This is a genomic window from Embleya hyalina (genome assembly GCF_003967355.1).
Lineage (GTDB): Bacteria > Actinomycetota > Actinomycetes > Streptomycetales > Streptomycetaceae > Embleya > Embleya hyalina.
This window is the reverse complement of the sequence record NZ_BIFH01000032.1, coordinates 14,632-33,170: the sequence shown is the minus strand read 5'-3', so window position 1 is coordinate 33,170 and position 18,539 is coordinate 14,632. Positions and strand designations below refer to the sequence as shown.

Genomic DNA, 18,539 nt, shown 5'->3' with positions numbered 1-18,539 from the left:
CAGGGGAGGGGCATGGCATGCGACGACTGTTCGACATCACCGTGGCCGCGGTGGCACTGGTTCTACTGGGACCGGTACTGCTCGCGATCCACGTGATGATCCGCGCGACCATGGGTGGACCCGCGTTGTTTCGTCAGACCCGAAGCGGCCTACACGGCCGCGACTTCGAGATCCTGAAGTTCCGCACCATGCTCGACCAGCGATATCCGGACGAACCCGACGCGACCCGGATCACCCGGGTCGGGCAACTCCTGCGCACCACCAGCCTGGACGAACTGCCGCAGCTGATCAACGTGTTGCGCGGGGACATGGGCATCATCGGCCCCCGGCCGACGCTGCCGAGCCAGGTCGTGCACTACAGCCCACGCCAGCGCGGCCGACTGGACGTGCGCCCCGGCCTGACCGGCTGGGCGCAGGTCCAGGGCCGCAACGCGCTCAGCTGGCCGGTACGGATCGAGTACGACCTGTGGTACGTGCGCAACCGAGGCGCGCGGCTCGACCTGGTCATCCTGTGGCGCACCGTCGGGGTACTGCTGCGCCCGTCCGGGATCACCGCCGCCGGCGGGGTCAACCCGGGCTTCCCGGTGCCGGCCTCGGCCGAGACCGGCACCTCGGCCGAGGCGAAGCAGCAGCCGCGCCCCGCGCCCGTGCGTACCCCGCGCACCGACGCGTTCCCGCTGCCCAGACCCATCGTCTGGAGCGGGCCGATCACCCACTCGCCGGTGGATCCGACCCGCCTGCTGCCCCCGCAGCGGCACGCGGGGGACTCGCTGGCCGAAGAGGTGTCCTGAGGCCGAGGCTACACCGAGACGTGCGAATGTCCGTGCCCGATCGTGGGGATCGAGCACGGACATCGTCGTTTTGGGCCGGGCGCCGGCCGCGTCCTCGGATCAGCCCGTGCAGCTCGCCTGGACCTGACCGGCCGCCAGGTGCGCACCCGCGGTGCCGCCCCAGTCGACGCCGCGCGTGACCAGCTTCACCGCGACCTTGCCGTTGGTCACCGGGAAGGTGCCCGCGCTCACCCAACGTCCCTTGTTGCCCACCTGGTCGACCTGGAACTGGCCGTACCAGGCACCGGTTTTGTCATCGTCCCTGGAGCGCAGCACGTAGTACTGGGCCGGGTTCCCGCCGACGTCGCGGCCGTTGCCCGAGGGCACGTACACGCTCAACTGGCAGCGCTTGGAGGCGTTGCCGACGTCGAACCACCACAACACGCGCGCGCTCGAGTCGTCCTTGTTCTTGTCCCCGGACATCGGGACCGCGTCGAACTTCCCGTTGCAGCCGTCCTTGTTCCACCCGCCGCTGCCCACGGTGTACCAGCCCTTGGAGCCGTCGCTGTAGCGGCCGACCTCGGCGAAACCGCTCGCGCCGTTGTTCGCGCAGCCGTAGCCCGAGGTGCCCACGAAGGTCTGCTTCGGGGCCAACGAATCGGGCTGCACCGGCGGTGGGGCCGGCTTGTTGCCGGAACCGCCGGGGCTGCCGCCACCGGGCGCGGGCGCCGTACCGCCCCCGCCGCCGGGCGAACCCGTGGCCGGGTTCCGCGCGTCGGGCGTCGAACCGCCGCCGCCGAACGTGCCGGTCGAGCCGCCCGCCGCCGAACCACCCGACGCGCCGCCGCCACCCGACGCGCCCCCGCCGGAGGAGCCGCCGTTCGGGTACGGATAGCCCGGCGGATACGCCGCGCCGCCGCCGGGCGTGCCCGCGCCGGTCGGGCCGGGGTCGCCGGTGCCGCTCCCGGCGCTCGGAGCGCTCTGCGGCGCCGCCGAGCCACCGCTCGGCAGCACCTCCACGGGCTTGTCCTGCATCGGCGCGGCCTGCGCCACCGGCTTGCGCCGAGCGCCGTCGTCGCCGCCGAGGTCGATCGCGGAGACGACGGTCACCGCCGCCAGACCGGCCGCGGCCAGCACCGGCATGCCCAGGCTCACGGCCCAGACCCGGCGGCCGGGCCGCAGCGGTCGCATCGGCGTGCGCACCGAGCGGGCGAACGCGCGCTGGAAGTCCGCGTTCGGGTTGGGTGGTTCGGCCATGTTCAGCCTTTCGCAGTCGGTTCGGCCGCCCGGGCGGGATCGCCGGCGGCCGGAACGAGATCGGGGAGGTCGGGTGCGCGCAGGGAGACCAGATCCTCGGGGGTCACCTCGGCGATGGCGGAGATGCGTCGGGCATGCCGCTCGGTCATCTCCTGGAAGGCCTGTCGCGCGGAACGCCCGTTGCCGAACCGCCGGTCGCGCGGGACCGATTCGAAGTAGGCCAACAGGCCCGCGCGTGCCGATTCGTCGAGGGTGTACTCGTAGGCCGCGGCCTGGTGTTCGACGATGCGCACCAGATCCACCGACGCGTAGTCCTCGAACACCACGGTGCGGTTGAACCGCGAGTCCAGACCGGGGTTGGAGTCGATGAAGCGATGCATCTCGTCCGGATAGCCGGCGACGATCACCACGATGTCGTCGCGGTGATCCTCCATCAGCTTGACCAGTGTCGCGATCGCCTCCTGCCCGAAGTCGCTGCCGCCCGCCGACGTCAACGAGTACGCCTCGTCGATGAACAACACGCCGCCCAGCGCCTTGCGGAAGATCGCCGTCGTGCGTGGTGCGGTGTGCCCGACGTACTCGCCGACCAGCGCACCGCGATCGGCCTCCACCAGGTGACCGCGCGAGAGCATGCCGAGCGCGGCCAGGATCCGCCCGTACAAACGTGCCACGGTGGTCTTGCCGGTACCCGGATTGCCGGCGAACACCAGGTGTCGACTCAGCGGCGGCGGGGTCAGACCGGCCTCCTCGCGGCGGCGGACCAACTGCATCAACTGCACGAGTGTGGCCACATCGTGCTTGACCCGGGCCAGTCCGACCAATGCGTCCAGCTCGGTGAGCAGCGTGCCCAGATCCGCCGGCGGCTCCGGCGCGTCGCCCGCCGCGTCGGAGCCCTCGACGACACCGTTCGGGCCCGCCGGCGGCGCCGTGCCCCGGCCGGACACCAGGACCTCGGCGACCCCCCGGGCCACGCAGTCCGCGAACACCGCCGAGGTCTGCTCCGGATCCTCGATGGTCGCGTCGCCCGGGCAGTCCCGGAACGTGCACGCGCGCAGCACGGGCGCCGCGCCGGCGGCCACGTAGACCGCCGGATAGGCCGAGCCGCCCAGCACGCAGTCGGTGAACTCGCCGCCCGCGCCGCCCTTGAGGTACACGCCGTTCTTGCCCGCGCCGGTGAGCGCGCCGGCCCGGACCACGGGCGCGGCGTCCGTCCACACCACCATCGCCGAGCCCGCGCTGTCCGTGACCGCGCAGTCCTCCAGGACGGGCGCCGCGCGTTCGTGCACGACCACCCCGGCGGTGCCGGCGCGGGCGACCCGGACCCGGCGCAACGTCGGCCGGGCGTCCGGACCCACCTCGATCCCGGCCCGCCCGGTGGCGGCGAACGTGCCGTCCTCGATCTCCGCGTCGATCCCCTCGTCCACGCGCAGCCCGATCCCGCAGCGGTGCGCCGCGGACGCGTGCACTCGGGCGGTACCGGTGCCGCCGAGGTGGATGCCGGTCATCTCGGCGGCGCGCACCAGCAGGCCGGTCGCGGTGACGCCGGCCGCGCCCGCGACGCACAGGCCGTGCTCGGGGGTGGGGCCGAGCACGACGGCGGCCAGTTCGCCGTGCGCGTGCTCGTCCAGGTGCACGGCGGTGAACGCGGTGTCGGCGATCACGACGCCGTCCAGGCCGACCCGGGCCGACCCGCGGGCGAAGACGCCGTTGGCGCCGGTGGCCCGGATCAGGCCGCCGACCAGGTCGAGGCGGGACTCCTCGTCGGCGACCGCGCCGCTGAGCGCGGCACCGACGATCTGGCAGTCCAGGACGTTCGCCGAGGCCTGCCCGATCGCGGCCACCCCGGAGGCCCCGGCGCGGTCGACCGCACTGCCCCGCATGGTCAACTTCGCGACGCAGCGCACCAGTACGGCGTCCTCGCCGCTCTCGGTGCAGCGGCAGGCGTCCAGGCCGGCCATGGCCTCGTTCTCCACCAGGACGGCGTTGTGCGTGCAGCGGACGAAGGCGCAGCCGCGCACCTGCACGCTCGCGGTGTCCCGCACGTTCAGGCCGACGCCGGCCTCGGTGACCACCGAATCGGCGAGGGTCACCGTGGCCGACCCGGTCAGGAGCACACCCGCGCCGTCCACCGCGCAGATCCGACAGCCCGTCATGGACAGGCGCGCGTCGTCGGCCACCGACACCCCGGCCACCCCGGCGGCCGATATTCGGCAGTCGCCCAGCCGGACCCGGGCGGTGTCGACGATCTCCACCCGGCCGCCCAGGACGCGGCAGTCGTCGAAGGCGACCTCGGCGGTACCGGTGACCCGCACGGCGGGGGCGGCCGCGTCGGCCGCGATCAGGACTACCCCCTCGACCCGGACGCCGACCCCGCCGGAGACGGTCAGCGCGACGTCGTGAGCACCCGTCAGGCGTACGCTGCCGGGCCCCTGTTCGGCGACCAGGACCACGCCGCGATCGAGCACGACGTGCTCGCGATACTCGCCGGGGGCGATCAGGACGCGGGCGCCGTCGGGCGCGGCACCGATCAGCTCCGCGATGGTGCGACCGGTGGTGACGGGTCGACCACCACGCTGGGGGCGGTCGCCCCGGGGGCCGCGATTGCCGCGGTTGCCGAACACACTCACGGCTTTTGTCCGTTCTCGGGCGTGGGCGGGTAGAGATACTTCTCGTTCAGCCCGAGCGCCTTCTGGAAGAGCTTGTTGAGCTGGGCGTCGATCAACTTCTCACCGAACTTGATGCCGAGGTCCAGGATCCCGGACTTGCGCCAGAACCGGCCCGCCGCGTAGGCGTCGTAGGCGAACTTGAACGCCCCCGGGCCGAACGCCGAACCGGCCAGCGAGCCGAGTGCCGCGACCCCGCCGAACTTCAGCGCGTCCAGGCCGTAGTGCTTGACGCCGTTCTTGTCGCCGAACACCGCGGCGTTGATCGACCCGTTGACGAACGCGACGATCGGGTTGACCGCAAGTCCCAGGCTGTACTTGTACATCCCCGAGCGCCAGCGCAACGCGGTGTCGAAGTTGGACCAGTCGGTCTTCCAGTTGTCGCCGAAGTAGGGGTTCGTGTTGAACGGCTTGCCGAAGTCGTTGGCGGTGAGCCCGTCCTTGAACTGCTTGGGGGAGAACGACCCGGGCTTCAGCTTGAGTTCGTGGAAGCGGGCCATCAGACCGGCGAACGACGCGGAGACCGCCGAGTTGAGGAAGATCTTCCCCCAGTCGGAACCGGAGATGCTCCCGTCGTTGATCCACTCGGTGATCATGCCGGCCAGCACGGAGAAGCCGAAGTCCTGCATGAACTCCATGCCGACCTTGGTCCACACCTTCTGCTCGAAGGTCCACTCCGCCGAGCCGGTCAGCCGGTCGTACGCACCCCAGTGCCGCCGGTTGGTGTCCGCGAGAGCCCGGTTGTAGCCGCGGAAGTCGTTCAGCGCGCCGGGATGGTCCACCCCGCGCCCGACCAGCTTGAACCGCGAGTCGACGCCCTTGGCCAGGGCCTTGTCGGGGTGCAGCTTGGACTCGATCCGGTTGACCACGCTCGGGTCCGCGGTCCGCGTCTTCTCGAAGATCCGGGTGGACAGGCCCTGGTGGACCACGAGGTTGCCGTCGCCGTCGTAGATGCGCTGCTGGAGGTAGGCGATGTCCTTCTCCAGGTAGCCGACCGGTTGCCCACCGTGCGTGATCGGCTCGTAGGAGCGGATTCTGGTGCCGTTGCGGACGTCGTCCCAGTGCCGCGGATCGGCCCTGCCGTCGACGACGTGATACTCGCGGATCGCGTCGCCGCGCCCCTCGCGGAGGGTGTGCACGTTGCCGGCGGCGTCGGTGTACTCGTCGCGCCACATCTTCGTGTCGGCGCCGACATGCCGCACGTCACCACCGCCGGGGGCCGGGTCGGGGGCGCCGTTCCGGTCGACGACCGTGGTCCGGTAGTCGTCGGCGCCGTGTCGCTCGATGATCGCGGTGCGACCGTCGGCCAGCGACTTGCGCTCGTGGACCAGTACGTTCCGCCCGTCGATCCGGGCGTAGTCCTTGAACGCGTCGTCGAATCCCTCGCCCCACATCCGCGCGCCGGCGCGATTGGTGGTGCGGGTGCCGGTGGTCGGTCCCTCGAAGGGCGGGTTGCCGGGTGTGGCCTGCTTGGTCCAGGTGAACTCGCCGTCCGGCCCCTTCCGCATGTGGGCCTCGAGGAAGCCGCCGGTGATCTCGTCCCGGCGCGCGACCAGTTGGCCGAAGCGGTTGCGATCCACCCAGGCGCCCGCGTCGCCCGCGGCGCCGGGATACTCGCGCACCGTGCCCTGGGCGTCGACGGTCTTGCGGACCTCGATCGTGCGGGCCTCGTCGGCGTAGTCGATCCAGCCCCGGTTGTCGTCGAAGACCCGCGGCCCGGTGCCGGTGCCGCCCACCTCCCGCCAGGTGCCGCCGCGCCCCGGGACGTCGGCGGTGAACTCGATCCTGCGGCCGTCGGCCAGGACCCGACTCTCCCGCACCAACTCGCGGTTCGCGGTGAAGTCCTGCCAGGTGCCGTCCAGACGCTGCACGCGCAGCGTGCGGGCGGTGGTCTCCCCGCCGCTCTTCTCCGAGACGGTCCAGTACCGGTACAGCCGACTGTCGCCGGTGACCGGGTTGCCGGGGAAGTCCACCCGCCCGGGGAAGAACGGGGTGTCGAAGCGTTGTTGCCAGATCCGCCGGACCTTCAGCTCGGTCTCGCCGAACTTGGTGAAGGTGGCCGCCTCCTCGTTCACGTAGTTGCGCTCGACGGAGTACTTGAACTGGTCCGCGGGCCGCGCGTTCGCGTCGAACGTGAACTGCCGGGTGCCGCGGGCCTTGTCGGGCGCGGAGAAGAACTTGTCGCCCTTGGTGCTGCCGCGCATGGGCGCGAACCGCTCGAAGGCGACGAGGGGACGGTCGGCGTCGGTGAGCCGGTGGAACGTACCGTCGGGGAGCCGGACTTCGGCGACCCGGGCGCGGAACCCCAGGTTCGGGTCGACCCGATATTCCAGCCGGCCCCTGGCCTGGAGCGCGCCGTCGGCGTCCCACTTCTGCCAGCGCCAGTCCGTGAGGCCGTTCTTCTCGGCGACGAACCGACCCCCGTCGAGCTGCGGGAAGATGTCCCGGACCTTGCCGCCGAACAGGTGCCGGGCGTTGAGGTCGAAGACGCCGTCGATCACGTCGTACGCGGTGGTGTCCCAGCGCACGTAGCGCCGACCGGAGGCGATCGTGCGACCCTCGCCGGTCTTCTCCAGCCACCTCCACTTGCCGGCGTGGTCGCGCACCGCCTCGATCCAGTGGCCGTCGGCGACCGAGGGGTCGCGAGTGTGCACGATGTTGCCGTTGCCGTCGGTGAGCGTGCGGATGCCCTTGTACTCACCGTTCGGCCCGGCGGGCCACTGCTCGACCGTGCCCTTGCGGAAGGGCATGTGCTCCCAGCCGACGTCGTGGCCGAGCGGGGCGTCGGCGGGACGTACGTCCTGCCAGGTGCCGTTCGTGTGGTCGATGCGCCGTACGACGCCGGGGATCGGTCCGTTCAGCGGGTACTCCAGCAGCCGATGGTTCGCCAGGTCGGCGCCGTCCCATTTCTCCCAGGTGTCGCGCAGCCGGTCGGTGACCCGGAAGTGACCGGTCTCGCCCACCCGTTCCCCGACGTGCGTGACCTTGCCGCCGTGCACGGTGCCGTTCCGGTCGATCCGGAACGCATCACTCGCCCACACCTCGAAGTTGCGGTCGGCGGCCGTGGGCGGGCCCTCGAAGACCTGATACCGCCGGTCGGTCAGCCGGCGAGCGTCCCTGAACACCTCGGGTGCGGTGCCGTCCGCGCCGCGCGGGCCCCAGATCTGGAAGTGGTCGCCTCCCTCGTCGGTGACCCGGAAACGCTCGGTGGCCCGGATGCGGGTCCCGGTCCGGAGCGGGGCGTTGTCCGCGCCCCAGATTCGGAAGTCGTCCAGCCGACCGTGCGCGGCTCCTTCGTAGACCTGCCAGGTGCCGTCGCCCAGCGCGTACCCGTGCCGCGTCGCCGGCGGCCGGACACCGTTCGCGTCGGCGGGACCATGGATCCCAAACCGCTCGGCGCTCCCGCGCGGCCCCTCGAACACCTGGAAACGATCCCCGCCGAGCGCGTACCCGTCCTCGCGCACCGGGTGCACGCCGGTGTCGGGGTCGCGGGGTCCCCAGGTCTGAAAGTGCTCGTCGCCGACGTTGGTGACATGGAAGTCGTCGGTGGCCGCGCGGTATTCGGCGTTCCTGAGGACGGTGCCCTCGGTGTCGGACCAGATCTCGAAGCTCTGTCCGGGGGCGGAGTGAGGGCCGGCATGGACGTGATACGTGCCGTCGGCCCGGGCCCGGGCGTCCTCGAGGAGGGGGTGGGCGCCGGTGGCGGGATCGCGGGGTCCCCAGGTCTGGAAGTGCCGGTCGCCGACGTTGGTGACGCGAAAATCGTCGGTACCGGCCCGGAATTCGGCACGGCCGAGCAGCCTGCCGTCGGCCGCGGAGCGGATCTCGAAGTTGCGTCCGGGATCGGTCAGGGGCCCGTCGTAGACGTGATGTGTGCCGTTGCCCGCGACGTGCACGTCGCGCAGGACCGGGTGGGCGCCGTCGGCGCCGCGTGGTCCCAGGATCCGGAAGTCGCCCGCGGGACGGTTCGCCGGGTTCTCGACCCGCCAGGTGCCGTCCGGCAGGCGGCGCGCCTCGCCCAGGACCGGATGGAGGCCGGTGTCGGGATCGCGAGGTCCCCAGATGCCGAAGTCGTCGCTGCTGCCGCGCGGGCCCTCGTGGACGTGGAACGTGCCGTCCGGCCCCGGGTACGCGGTCCTGAGCACCTGCTCGTCCGCGTGCGCCCAGATCTCGAAGCCGTTGTGGTCGCCCGGCGCGCCGTCGGAGACCCGGAACGTCCCGTCGTCCAGAAGCCGCGCGTCGGCGAGCAGCGGGTGGCCGCCGTCGGCGCCGCGAGGCCCCCAGATCCGGAAGTCTCCGTCGACCGCGGTGACCGTGAAGTTGGGTCCCCCGCCGCGAAGTTCGCCGGCGGCGCGGAGCGTGCCGGAGGTGTCCGCCCAGATGTCGAAGGCGCTGTCGGCCCCGAACTCCCCGTGGAACACCTGGTAGGTGCCGTCGGACAGGAGATAGCCGTCGTGCAGCAGCGGCCGGGTCCCACCCGGGCCCATCGGACCCAGCACCTCGAAGTGGTCGACCGTATCCCCGCTGCGGAACATGTGCACGACGGGATCGTTGCGTCCGACGGCACCGCCGCCCCGCGGCCACGAGTCGGGCACGCGTACCCGCGCGTCGAGAACGTGCTCCACCGGCGTCATGCCGCCGGGCAGCCCGCGCAGCTTCGACACCGCCTCGGCGACCGCGGGGGCCGCGTGCAGGGGATCCACGCCCCACGCCTTCAACGCCGTCGTGGCATCCTCCAGCGCCAGACGGGCGTTGGCCCGCTCCGCGGTGGCGAGCATCAGTTGTGCCCGCACCGTGCCGGAACTGGTGTCGCCGGTGAGCAGTCGGGTCCGAAGCGCCTGCTCGGTGGTCGCGGCCCGGTCGAACGCCGACTGGGCCCGCGAGTAGTCGTGCCATGCCTCGAACCGTGAACCGGGCAGCCCCTGCGTGGACTTGCCCCCGGGCCCCGGCCCGGTCGCCACGTCGTCCAGCGCCCTGGTGACGACCGTGCGCTGCTCCGCGCCGAAGTTCGCCAGCGCGTTCGGCGGCAGCGGTTCGCGGCCGGGCACGACGGGCGGCGGGGGCGCTGCGGTCGGTGTGGCCGGCGGTGGGGGAGTGTGGCCGACCGGCGGCGGGTCGGCCCGCATCGGGATCTTCTCGCCGACCAGTGCCGACACCGTGTCGATCGCCTTCCGCCCGCCCGCCAGGTCCGGCCGCAGGGCGCCGGCCGAGTTGCCGCCGGCGAGATCCACCGGGGTGAACCGAGCCGAGGCGGCCGGGAGTTGATCGCCGGTGCGGGATCCGCCGGCGAGCAGGTTGAGCGCGTTGTCCTGGTGCAGGGCGGACACACCGGGCGCGACCGGCGTCGTCGGCGGTACGGAAGGGGGCGGCGGAGTCGAGCCGCCCTTGCCCGCTCCCGGCGCGAGCAGGTCGAAGACGTCGACCTTGGCCGCACCCGCACCCGCACCGATTCCGGCGCCCGCGTTGGGCGTGTGGACCGCACCCGGCGTCTGCCCGGAGTTCGGCGCGTGTACCGACGCGGGCGCGCCCGGCGTGTGTACCGCGTTCGGCAGGGCCGGCGCAGGCACCGCGTTCGCGACCGTGACCTTGTTCGTGAGCGCGTCGGTGTGCGTCGCCACGAACCGATCCATGCCGGACGTGGTCAGCGTGGTGTCGCCGTGGGTCAGCCGGCGGATCTCCGGGAGCGGCGTCATCCGCACCTCCTCGCCGACGCCGATCGCACTCTTCGCGAACGACTGGGTGCTCTCCACCGCGCCGCCGAGCGTGTGCGGGGACAGGGCGCCCACGTCGAGGCCGTGCAGCGCGGACGTCCCGCCCACGGCCTGGTCGAGCACGTCGTGCAGCGAGTTCCACTGGAGTTGCGGCGTGACGCCGTGACCGATCGTGGTGCCGAGCGACTGCAGACCCTCGTGCCCGAGCAGGGTGTTGCCGAAGCTGTACACGCCGAGCCCGTGGTGCGCGGTGTACAACCCGCTCGCGGCCGGCACGAACACGGCGGTGTCGAACGAGCTGCCGAGCCTGGGCATGTCGTGCAGTCCGAAGCCCGTGAACGAGGACAGGTCCCGACCGGCGCCGAGCCCCGGCGGCATCGGCAGCTTGTCCAGGGTGTGCCCGCCGATCTTGCCCGCGGTCCCGGCCGCGGCCGGCGGCACGGCCAGTCCGGCTCGGATGAAGTCCTTCTGGCTGCCCAGGACCCCGCGCTCCCAGAAGCCGATCCTCAGTGCCCGAGCGAGCCCCAGCTTGGCGATCTCGTCGCCGGCCACCGGCAGGAGGATGCCGAGCGAGCCCCAACCCTTGAGCTCGCCGAAGCCCTTCTTGCCCACCGCCCACGCGGTCTTGCCCACCCACACGATCGCCTTGAACGGCAACACCAGCAACTTGCCGACCAGTACCCCGCCCTTGAACGCGAGCGCGCCGGTGAGCAGACCCGCGTAGGCGAGCGCGAACCGCCAGCCGGACAGGTTGAATCCCTTGAGGCCGGTGCTCAGCAGCGACAGCAGGTTGCCGGCCCCCTTGAACAGGTTGACCGCGCCCTTGCCGAGACCCACCAGGAGGTTCTTCAGGCCGCTGAGCAGCGCCGGCAGCAGTGCCTTGGTGGAGGGGAACAGCACGCCCAGGATGTTCAGGAACAGTTCGAGCCCGGTGGCCTTGCCGTTGGCGAAGTCCGCGATGGTCTTGCCGAGCACGACCAGGTTGGCGCCGAAGGCCAGCAGCCCCAGCGGTCCGCCGAAGAGCACGCCGAGCACGGTCAGCACGATGGTGAAGATCTTGAAGAAGTCCCAGAACTCCTCGGCCACCGTCTTCGGGCTGGTCTTGAGCGCGGTCGCGGGAGCCAGGGCCTTGCGTGCCTTCTCCACCGCCTCCAGGTACATGGTCCGGGCCGTGGCCATGGTCGACTTCGCCGCCGCCAGGCCCGGGTCGCCCTCGGGCAGCGGGGCCGCCGCGTTCAGCGCCTCCTGGCCCTTCTGCTGGGCCGCGAGCAGGTCCGTCGCGTAGGTCGACAGCGCCGTGCTCGCGATCTGGGTGGCCTGGGCCAGCTTGTCCACGAACAGCTTCAACTGGTCCTTGACGTGGCTGCGCAACTCGGTGGCGGCCTCGCCCATCAGCGGCGCCTTCGCGTCGTCCTGCACCAGTCCGGCCAGCTTGAGCGAGGCGTCGCCGGCCTTCTTGGCCAACGCGGCCAGATACAGCGAGGCGTCCCGGATCGAGTCGGGATCACCCGGCGTCTGATCGCCCGTGTATCCCAGCTTTTTCAACGTCGCGGCATCGACATTGCGTGGCATGGGCCCTCCGGGCGGAAGTTCGATCGCGTCGGATGTCGGTGCTCTCGTGGCGGCGGTGCAGCGCATCGGCGATATCGGGACGGGGCGCTGCGGCTCTTTATTCTCCGGCAATCTTGGCCGATGATGAGACGCGGCGCCAGTGTTCGGGTGCAGTGCGGGACCGAACCCGACGCCGATCTGTCGAATGGAGTTCGCTTTGCCCGATATTTCCCTCGATTACACCGAGCTTCGCAAAATGGCGACCGCCCTGACGCTGCTCGCCAATACGTTCAAGGACGATGCCGCGAAGTTTCGTACCTACGGCACCGGAGTGCCCGGCCAATACGGTACGATCCCGGCCGCGGACATCGGTGGTGTGGCCGCCCCGCTCGGTTCCTTCTATACCGCGTGGTCCGGACCCATGGGCAAGGCGGTGGACGGTCTGGGTGCCCTTTCGAAACTCCTCGGTTATGTCGCGGACGGCGCGGAAGCGTGGGACGACGGCGTCGCGGCGCAATTCGCGGCGACGCCGGGGCGTAATCCGTTGGATCGCTGGATCCAGCAGAAGAAAGCCTGGGACGAATGGCTCAGGACCCACCCGGACGGAAAGCCGAAGGAGGGTGAGACGGCGCCGGAGAAACCGAGCGACCAGCCACCCCTGCACTACACGAACACCGACAAGAACGGCGTCACCACCGACGTCACCGTCAAGGTCGACGGCAACTACAACGTCACCGAGCAGACCGTGACCATCACCGACCACGGCACCACCTACACCGAGCACACCACCTACGGCGACAACGGTGCCTACAACACCGTCACCACAGGTCGGGACGGCTCGGTGAGCACCGAGAAGGTCGAGGTGGACGGGGCCGGTCGAGGCACCAAGACGATCACCGACAAAGACGGCACCACGGTCTATACCAACCCGAACATCAAGGACCCCGAATCCCCGTGGACCAAGGTCGTCAAGGAGCCCCCGTACCGACCGCCGGTCGGTGGAGGCGGCGGCGGACGGGACCGGAGGTAGCCCGACCCACGTTCGGCAATCGTTTTCGAAACATCATCACGGCGCAGTGAGGAATTCTCCATGGCGAGCGATTTCAAGATTACCTACGACCAGGTGCACACCGCCCAGCTGGAAATGAAGAAGGTGTCCGACGCGGCGGTCCTGGAGATTCGCCGACTCCAGGGAAAGGTGGATGCGCTGCTGAAGCCCGGATCCGGTCTGTGGCTCAAGCTCAGCAGCGACGAACTGAACACCAAATACAAGACGCTGAGCGCGGACCTGGAAAAGGCGATCCTCAACATCATCACCTTCTCCCAGCAATTCGACAAGATTGTCGAGGCGGCGCAGAAGCTCGACTCGTCGATGAAGGCGGCGCTGCAGAAGTCCGGCTGACCGAATCCACCACCCCCGCTCCCGCACCACGAAAAGGATGGACATGGCCACTCCCACCGGCACGGATGTCGATGTCAATATCACCGAGGTCGAACACGTCGCCACCGACATGGTGACCAGTGCGAAGAGCACCCAGGACGCATTGCAGAGCCTGCGCGGCGTCGTGACGGCATTGCTGAACCCCGACGGTGGCCTTTATCTGCGGAAGACGAGCCCGCAGATGACCCAGTCCTATGACGAGCTGACCACTTCGCTCGACAAGGCAATGGTTTCGATCAAGCAGTTCAGCGACACCTTCCAGGTCGTGGTGAGCAATTTGCGCAGCCTCGACGGCGAGGACGTCAAGCCCCCGCCGGCGCACACCACCTGACCCGGCCCGCGGTTCCCGCGTGGATCGACCACCGGGAACCGCGCCGTCCGCCCCTCGCGCCCCCCGCCGTCATTCGGCGGCGGGGCGCAGTTGCGTCTGCGGCACGAGCACCGGGGCCAGGAAACCCTTCCGGTCCCGGATCCAGGCATGGCCGATCCGCAGCGGCTGGCGAACCCGCTCGGTGGGCAACCGGGCGCCGATCAGATCACCCTCCCCACCGAGCTGCGGGGACAGCAGGATGCCCTGCCGGTTGCGCCGCACATCGCCCAACCACCCGCTGAGCGACTGCAACAACGTCTCGGCCGTCGCCGCGTACGCCAACCCGATGCCCCGGTCGCGGCCGGAACCGATCACGTCGCGCAGCGCGTACCCGACCATCGACCCCATCTCCGACAGCAGATCCGCGTCGTCGATCAACACCACCGCCGGACCGGCCAGTTCCGCCACCGCCGCCGAGGTCCGCGACCCGTCCGAGTCGGCCCCCTCCACCAGCGTCACCAGCGGATGCGCCCGCAACAGACGCAGCGGCGAATCGCGCGGCGTGATCGCCACCACCCGGGTTCCGCTCGCCAGGAGCGACACCGCCATCGTCGCGAGCGTGTTGCTGCGCCCGCTGCCGGGCGGCCCGACCACGGCGAAGGTGTGCTGCGCGTCGGCGAAATCCGCGCCGACCGCGCCCACCGCGTCGCCGCCGATCCCCAACAGCCCCCACAACGGGCGGCGTTGTTCCTCGGTCACCGCCTCGTACGCCTCGGCGAAGGTGATCGAGGTGGGCAGCGGCGCCAGGACGAACGGCCGCCGCGCCGGATCCACCCCCGCGTCCCGCTCGCGCGCGTCCACCGCGATCCGGCGCAGCGCCTCGACCTGCTCGCGCCCGCTCTCACCCGGGCCGAGCAGACACACCTGCGCCTCGGTCCACGAACCCGACACCAGGATCCGCCCCGGCGGCATCGACCCCGGGATCGCGGTTCGCGGCACCCCCGCGCCCGAATACTCGGCCCGATCGGCCAGCCGCAACAACACCATGTCGTCGTTGACCGAGGACAACCGCCCGTTGATCAAGGCGCGTTCCGAGGTCATCACCAGATGGATCCCCGCCGCCGCACCCTCGCGCAAGAGCCGCACCACCTCGTTCATCACCCGGCCGTCGTCGTACTCGTACAACGTCGGCGCCAGCGGATCCCACCCGTCGATCAGCAGGAACACATGCGCCGGACACCCCCGCGCGTCGCTCGCCCGCAACTCGGTCAGATTCGCGCACGCCTGCCGGGACAGCAGCTCCTGACGGCTGCTCAACTCCTCGCCGAGCCGGGAGATCAACCGGTCGATCCGGCTCAGGTCGTTGCGCGGTACCACCGTTCCGCAGTGCGGCAGATCGGCCAGCGCGGCCAACGCCCCACCCCCGGCGTCGATCGCCTGGATGTGCACGACACCGCAGGAGTGCCGGCGGGCCAGCGCCGCCGCCATCGTGCGCAACAACTGGCTGCGCCCGGTGCGCGGCGCGCCCACCACGAACAGGTGGCCGAACGTGCTCGGATCGAGCAACACCGGCTTGCGCGCCTGCAGATGCGGTACGTCCTCCATCGCCCACGCCACCGGCTCCAGCGCGCCGGGCGGCCGTTCGGCACCCGGCGCGGCCGGCGGCAGGTCCGCGGGCAGCACCCGATGCGGCAGCGGGTCCAGCCACGGGCTCGGCGGCTTGACGAAGTCCGGCAGGGCCGCGGCCGCCGCCGAGATCGCGGTGACCAACTCCTTGAGGTCGGTGGTCGGTTCGGCGTCCCCCGGCTGCGGCTGCGGCTCGACCTCCACCTCGACGGCGGGCGGACGGGGTCGACCCAACCGGCTCCAGGACAACACCGAGGTCTGCGGCCGTACCGGCTCCACCGGAACGGGCAGCGCCCGGATCGATTCGGGATCGGCCTTGGTGTCCACCCGTTCGGTGCCCGCGTACGCGGTCTGGAACGGGATCACCGTGTGATGCGAGGTCCGGGCCAGCGCCCGGCCCGGCGTGGACGAGGAGATCGCCACCGCGTCCTTGGTGTCGATCACGTCCGAACTCTCCCCGGCGTCGGTCACCCGCAACGCGATCCGCAGATTCGTATTGGCCCGGATGTCCGCCGTGATCACCCCGGCCGGACGCTGCGTGGCGAGCACCATGTGGATGCCCAGCGAACGACCACGCTGGGCGATCCCGACCAGACCCGGGATGAAGTCCGGCACCTCGCGGACCAGCGTGGCGAACTCGTCCACGATCAACAGCAGTCGCGGCAGCGCGGGCAACTCCGCGTCACGCATGCGCTTGCCCCGATACTCCGCATGGTCCTTCGCCCCCACCATCGCCAACAGCAGCTCACGGCGCGTGAGCTCGGCGCCGAGCGAGGCCATCGCCCGATGTACCAACTGGGCGTCGAGGTCGGTGACCATGCCGAGCGTGTGCGGGAGCTCGACGCAGTCCTTGAACGCGGAGCCGCCCTTGTAGTCGACCAGCACGAAGGTCAACTCGTCCGGCCGGTTCGCCGCCGCCAACGCGGCCACGAACGACTGCAACAGCTCCGACTTGCCCGATCCCGTGGTGCCCGCGATCAACGCGTGCGGACCGTCGAGGACCAGGTCGAACGAGACCGGACCGTCGTAGCCGGCACCCAGGAACGCCCGCGTGGACGCGGGTCGTCGCCGCCAGCGCTCGCCGATCGTCGCCGGGTCCGGCGGATCCAGCGCCAACAACTCCGGCAACAACACCCGATCCGGCAGCGCGCCCTCGTCCGGCGAGGTCACGTCCCGTACCGGCGCCAACGCCCGCGCGATCGACTCGCACCACGCCACCGTCGGCAGATCCGGCCGCACGTCGGCGACCGTCGGCGTCCCGTGCCGGCGCAACGTCGCGACCGGACCACGTGCCGGACCCGCGTCGGCGAGGCCGATCACCGCCGTGCACTCCTGCGGCAGGAAACGTTCCTCGGTGTCCACGCAGATCGAGAACACCCGCACCTGCGGGCCCTCCTGCAACACCTGGGTCATCCCCGGGATCTCCCGCAACCGCCGGGCGCCGTCCACGACCAGCACGATGTCCGGCTCCGCGAACACCGCGTTGCGCAACAGCGTCTCGGCGGCGGCCCGGCGCGCCCGAACCACCTGGACCAACTCGGCGACCCGCGTCGCGATCGTCTCCGGATCGCTGCCGAGCAACACCTCGGGCCCGCCGGGCACCGTGCCGCGCGCATGCGGCAACCAGGCCAGCCACCCCCACTCCTCGGCCCCCGCCGCCCCGGTGAGCAACCGCACCTGCACATCGCGAGGACTGTGCAGGATCGCCGCCTGCGCGACCAGCCACCCGGCCATCCGCAACGCCGGCCCACCGGGCCCGGCCACGCCGAGTACACCCTGCTGCGGCAGATCCACCGCCGTCGGCACGTCCGGCACCGTCCACGACGCGCGCCGCTCCAACGACCGCGAATCGGGATCCTCGACCTCGTTCAGCGAAGTGTGCGCCGACGTGCCCACGCGCAACACCAGATGGTCCGGATCGACCCGGCGCCGCTCCCACAACCGCTGCCCCGGGCCGGTGGCGAACAGGCCGGTCGTGGACGGGTCCGGGATCGCGTCCACCCGTCCCTGCCGCTCCATCTCCGTGCTCGCGGCCACATCGGCCAGCACCTCCGCCTTGCGCACCCGGTAGGCGGCCAGGTCCTTGACGAACTGCTTGCGCCCGCTGCGTCGCGAGGAGATCCAGTTGGCCAGCGCCATGATCGGGCTGAAGATCGCGAAGATCAGGAAGAAATAGGAGTGGAAGACCTTCACCATGACCAGCCCGAGCAACATCGGCGCGAGCGTGACCAGCATCGGGAACGGCTGCCGGAACGAGCCGCGCGGCCGGGTCGGGATCCGGAACCGGCCGCCCTGGACCGGCTCCACGATCCGCGGCGGCCGGTTGAAGTCGAGGCCCGCGCCGTCGGCCGAGGGCACGATGTCCGCGCCCGCGTCGAACGGGGCGGCGGGGCGCAGCAGTACCGGCCCCACGGTCAGGCCCACGCCGAGGTCCCAGGCGACCTCGTCGACGATCGGCGCCTCCGGGTCCGGCGGCGGCTCGTCGGCGAACTCCCTCTCCTTGGGGTCGATTGGCTGCTCTGGCGTGTCGTCCCCGGTCCGGTACACCCGCCCGAGCCGGATCTCGCTCCCGGCCGGCGCGGCGACCCGCACCCGGCCGTTCGGGCCGACCGTGACCCGGATCCCGTGCGCCGGTACGCCGGGTTCGTCGATCCGGATCGCGCATTCCGGGGCCGAGCCGATGTCGTATGTACCCATCGGCAGCGGCCAGATCCGGCCGGCCCCGGGCCCCGCCGCGAGGTGCAACTCGACGAGGGGCGGATCGGGGCACGGGGGCGGGTCGGCCGAGGCCGCCCCGAGCGTGAGTTCGCTGCCCTCGCGAATGCCGCAGGCGGACAGCGGCTCGTCGTGGTCGAGCACGGTGTCCGCGAGCCGACAGGGCAGGCCGGGCGCGCCCAAATCGTGCGTATCGGCGAGGTGTTCGAGCAGGTCCCGAACGGTGCTCTCGGCCGGGGCGTCGACCAGGATCGACTCCCGCCGCCCCCGCGCGGGCTCGGACACGGTGATGGTCAGTCGCATGGGATCGCCTCCAGAAGCACGCGGACGGCGGTCACGGCCGGGCGGGGGTGATGGGCGGGACGGTGGGCTCGGCCGCCCCGAGCGCGCCGCACGCGGCACCCGCCTCGGAGGGTGCGGCCGCCGTGGACGCGACGGCCGACCGGGACGCGCGGGTCGCCGTGGGCGTCGCGGGTGGTTCGGATCCGGTGGTTG

General features: G+C 71.4%; 8 protein-coding genes. 4 read left to right on the top strand and 4 right to left on the bottom strand.

Annotation, left to right across the window (positions count from 1 at the left end; genetic code table 11):
* Positions 1-17 precede the first annotated feature (17 nt).
* Positions 18-791 carry a sugar transferase gene (locus tag EMA17_RS34440; protein WP_126641100.1) on the top strand — a complete coding sequence of 258 codons (774 nt, stop codon included), beginning with the start codon at positions 18-20 and terminating at the stop codon, positions 789-791.
* Between the two features lie 99 nt (positions 792-890).
* Here EMA17_RS34440 and EMA17_RS34435 read toward each other — a convergent pair whose 3' ends face one another.
* From EMA17_RS34435 to EMA17_RS34425, 3 genes are read right to left on the bottom strand one after another with little or no spacing between them, the layout of a single operon-like run.
* Positions 891-2,027: a hypothetical protein gene (locus EMA17_RS34435; protein WP_126641099.1), complete on the bottom strand. Its 1,137-nt coding sequence runs from the start codon at positions 2,025-2,027 to the stop codon at positions 891-893.
* A gap of 2 nt (positions 2,028-2,029) precedes the next feature.
* On the bottom strand, positions 2,030-4,654 hold the full coding sequence (locus EMA17_RS34430; protein ID WP_126641098.1) for a right-handed parallel beta-helix repeat-containing protein: 2,625 nt from the start codon (positions 4,652-4,654) through the stop codon (positions 2,030-2,032).
* Positions 4,651-11,973, bottom strand: coding sequence for an RHS repeat domain-containing protein (locus EMA17_RS34425; protein ID WP_126641097.1), 7,323 nt, complete (start codon positions 11,971-11,973; stop codon positions 4,651-4,653). Before EMA17_RS34425 ends, EMA17_RS34430 begins: the two co-directional genes overlap by 4 nt.
* Before the next feature lie 235 nt (positions 11,974-12,208).
* Here EMA17_RS34425 and EMA17_RS34420 point away from each other — a divergent pair, with 235 nt between their 5' ends.
* From EMA17_RS34420 to EMA17_RS34410, 3 genes are read left to right on the top strand one after another with little or no spacing between them, the layout of a single operon-like run.
* The gene (locus EMA17_RS34420; protein WP_126641096.1) at positions 12,209-12,982 is read left to right on the top strand and encodes a hypothetical protein; all 774 of its coding nucleotides are present in this window, start codon (positions 12,209-12,211) and stop codon (positions 12,980-12,982) included.
* 60 nt (positions 12,983-13,042) lie between these two features.
* Complete coding sequence (locus EMA17_RS34415) at positions 13,043-13,354, top strand: hypothetical protein (RefSeq protein WP_078974492.1); 312 nt, start codon at positions 13,043-13,045, stop codon at positions 13,352-13,354.
* Between the two features lie 43 nt (positions 13,355-13,397).
* Positions 13,398-13,724, top strand: coding sequence for a hypothetical protein (locus EMA17_RS34410; protein ID WP_126641095.1), 327 nt, complete (start codon positions 13,398-13,400; stop codon positions 13,722-13,724).
* A gap of 69 nt (positions 13,725-13,793) precedes the next feature.
* On the opposite strand, the gene EMA17_RS34405 is transcribed toward EMA17_RS34410, so the two are convergent.
* The gene (locus EMA17_RS34405) at positions 13,794-18,347 is read right to left on the bottom strand and encodes an FtsK/SpoIIIE domain-containing protein (protein ID WP_126641094.1); all 4,554 of its coding nucleotides are present in this window, start codon (positions 18,345-18,347) and stop codon (positions 13,794-13,796) included.
* Positions 18,348-18,539: the final 192 nt, after the last annotated feature.